The organism is Neisseria sp. HMSC069H12, from assembly GCF_001812735.1.
Lineage (GTDB): Bacteria > Pseudomonadota > Gammaproteobacteria > Burkholderiales > Neisseriaceae > Neisseria > Neisseria subflava.
Window position 1 is genome coordinate 38912 of sequence record NZ_KV810299.1, and the last position, 3059, is coordinate 41970.

A 3059-nucleotide genomic window follows, 5' to 3' on the forward strand; every position below is an offset into this window, starting at 1 on the left:
AACGGATACGCGCCCAATTCACGCTTGAGCAGGGAGACCGCCGTTTGCGCCTGCTGACGGTAAAACGGCTGAATCACTCGGTCGGCCAGCTGTTTCAGACGGCCGTCATTTAACAGCGGAGCCGCAATCGCCGCGCCGAAACGGGTTGGCGACAGGTTTACAATCGCATTCAAACTGCTGACGGCTTTGACCACTTCCGGCGCAGCAACAATAATGCCGGTACGCACGCCGGGCAGGCCGATTTTAGAAAGGCTGAAGCAGAGGATAATGTTTTCGTGCCAGTTGAGCGTCACATCGCTGTAAATAATATTCGGGAACGGCATTCCGTAAGCATTGTCGATAATCAGCGGAATCCCGTGTTCTTGCGCCAAAGCATCCAAACGCGCCATCTCGCCGTCAGTCAACACATTGCCGGTCGGATTAGTCGGGCGCGAACAGCAAATCGCACCGATTTTGCCCTCTTTCAGTTCAGGCAGGCTCTCCAGCGTGTCAAAGTCCACGCGGTATTTGAAAAATCCCGCTTCGCCTTCGTGTTCGACGTTTTCGATTTTCGGTTTTACCGAAATAAAATGCTGCCCTTCGACATGCACGTCGGCATAACCGATATATTCAGGCGCAAGCGGCAACAAAATGGCTTTTTCAGCCGTTTGGCCGTCTGAAAGATTAAACTTGCCGCCAAACAGGTTGAACAAATAGAAAAACGCATTTTGCGAACCATTGGTCAGCGCGATATTGTCCGCCGTCAGATTCCAGCCGTATTCACGGTTGAGAAACTCAGTCAAAGCCGCAATCAGCGCCGCATCGCCCTGCGGATTGGAATAATTGCCGATATTCTCAACAGCGTGTTCCGCCGCCAGCTTGGAAAACACATCGGCGAACACGGCATTGACTTCAGCAATCTTCGCCGGATTGCCGCCGCCAAGCATATTGACGGGCTTGTCGCTTTTGAGCGCGTCGCCCAAATCGTCCATCAACTGCAAAATACCGCTGTGTTGTGTGAATTTTTCGCCGAATGCTGAAAACTGCATGAAAACTCCGTTGCTGAGTGTGTAAAAACAATAAACTGCTATTATAAGAACAAAGGCCGTCTGAAAACCAGTGATCCTGATTTTTCAGACGGCCTATTTGACGGAATAGTGGCTTGATACAACCTTATTGGTCTACAGGTATTATTTCTTCCTGCCAAAAATCAGTGCTACAGAATTTGACATTTCTTTCGTCACTTCCGCACATACCATCTCTGTAACCATCTTGCGTTGATCGAAAAGTGATTTATCAAATTTTTCCTCAAGATTTTGGACAATCTGATGGGGACTTTGCCTAAACTGTACCATTACCTCGGCGGTTTCAAGCAAAAATTTAAGTGCTTGCTTAAGTACATCATTATTCATGTGTGCCTAGAGTAAGATTTATAATGGTAGTCAACACCTAAAGAGCCAATATGCCTATAACCTACTTCAATTTTTTCATTTGCTATATTTATCTTCTTTATTCAACATAATCAAGGGTTGCATCGATTTTTTCTAAATGAGCAGTTCCATTAAATTGCAAAGCAATAAAAATACTCGGTGAGGGAACAAGAGGTAACCCCTGTTTAAAATACCCTGCATATATAAAATTGCCTTCTTCCTTATAATCTTGATGCATCTTATTTAATGAATTGATAACTTGCTCTCGAGAAGAGCCAATAGGCAAATATTTAGATACGATATGACTAACGTCAAAAGGCTCCCATCTAGGTATATCCGTTCTCTTTATTGATAAAATTTCATTCAACATAGGGCTTTGGGTTATCATATCATTTTTTCCTTTTAAAACTGACGATTGAATTTTGGAGTATTTATCATGGTTGTTGGCTTCACAACCAGCAGAAAATAGAGAAAGTAGTGCAAGAGAGATGGGGAGTATTTTTTTCATATTAAGCACCTCCTAAAAATGGGAAAGGATTTAACCAAACGAACGGCTGCCTAAGCTGCGTTCTTCTTGACCTTGCGAAGTATTTTGAACAACTTCTTGAGACTGATTTTGTTTCAAGGTTTCTCGAGATTTAATTCACCTTCTCCGTATCTTCTACAATTTGATATTCAATCTTCAAAGAATCCATCCCTTTTTTAGGGAAAATAACGATATGATAAATGCGTTTGGCCTGACCACTTCCTGAGCTAATACCGGCAACCTTAGTTTTAATATATCCTGAATACTCGCAAATCTCTTTTTCTACTTCACAAGTCATACCCATTTGGGAAACGGTCTTTCTAATATTATCAGCACTTTTATCACCACTTAACTGAGCATAAATCATTTTGCTCAATGCTTCTTTTTCAGGTTCATTTGGAAATGTTTTAGTAATATATTCTTTAATTTTCCCATGGGGCAAATTATCATAATTAACAGTCATTTTGGGAAAGCCTAAATCACAAGCTGCCAAAAGAAGGGACAAACTCAAAAGAATAGCTAGTTTTTTCATTTTAAAACTCCTTAACTTTTTAGCAATCTAAACCATTATAATAACTATTTCTTTATAATTAATAAGTTTACATTAAATTATTCACATTCTAGCAGTATTTCGCAAACTATAGATAAAATAAAACGACAAACGGCCATATTTTAAGACAATGTACAAAACTTTCCAAAAACCACTCTCTCTTCTATCATGCTTCCATAAATTTCATAAAATAGATGATTTTAAGCCTACTAATTTTTTTCAAGCATCCTTAAATACAAAAAAGAGCGTATGTAATACACTCCTAAAATTCTTCATTTTTAACAATAAAAACTGTGATCTAAAGGCACATTCTACAATTATCCTCACAATAGACAAAGGCCGTCTGAAAACCAGTTATCCTGGTTTTTTCAGACGGCCTTTAGTTTCTCAGCTATCGATGCTGAATAACCCGATAGCCATTTTCTACGCTTTTACCTGTCTTGGCACAAAGTTCATCGCCGCATCGCACGATATTGGCTCGATTGATGCGACCGACCATATCCGCATCCTGTCGTTTTTGGTCAATCAACATTGTATAAAAGAAAGATAATGCCAATCCGCCAATAACCAATGT

4 protein-coding genes and 1 pseudogene are annotated in these 3059 nt (G+C 40.6%); all 5 read right to left on the reverse strand.

Features of this window, described 5'->3' with window-relative positions; translation table 11 throughout:
* The coding region (locus tag HMPREF2872_RS09700) for a pyridoxal phosphate-dependent aminotransferase (RefSeq protein WP_070633246.1) at positions 1 to 1028 on the reverse strand (1028 nt) is incomplete at its 3' end.
* Between the two features lie 141 nt (positions 1029 to 1169).
* The gene (locus HMPREF2872_RS09705; protein WP_210398862.1) at positions 1170 to 1391 is read right to left on the reverse strand and encodes a hypothetical protein; all 222 of its coding nucleotides are present in this window, start codon (positions 1389 to 1391) and stop codon (positions 1170 to 1172) included.
* Positions 1392 to 1488: 97 nt separating this feature from the next.
* On the reverse strand, positions 1489 to 1917 hold the full coding sequence (locus tag HMPREF2872_RS09710; RefSeq protein WP_070633247.1) for a hypothetical protein: 429 nt from the start codon (positions 1915 to 1917) through the stop codon (positions 1489 to 1491).
* Between the two features lie 130 nt (positions 1918 to 2047).
* Positions 2048 to 2467: a hypothetical protein gene (locus HMPREF2872_RS09715; protein WP_070633250.1), complete on the reverse strand. Its 420-nt coding sequence runs from the start codon at positions 2465 to 2467 to the stop codon at positions 2048 to 2050.
* Positions 2468 to 2876: 409 nt separating this feature from the next.
* Positions 2877 to 3059, reverse strand: a pseudogene (locus HMPREF2872_RS11900) (lytic enzyme); the annotation flags it as partial.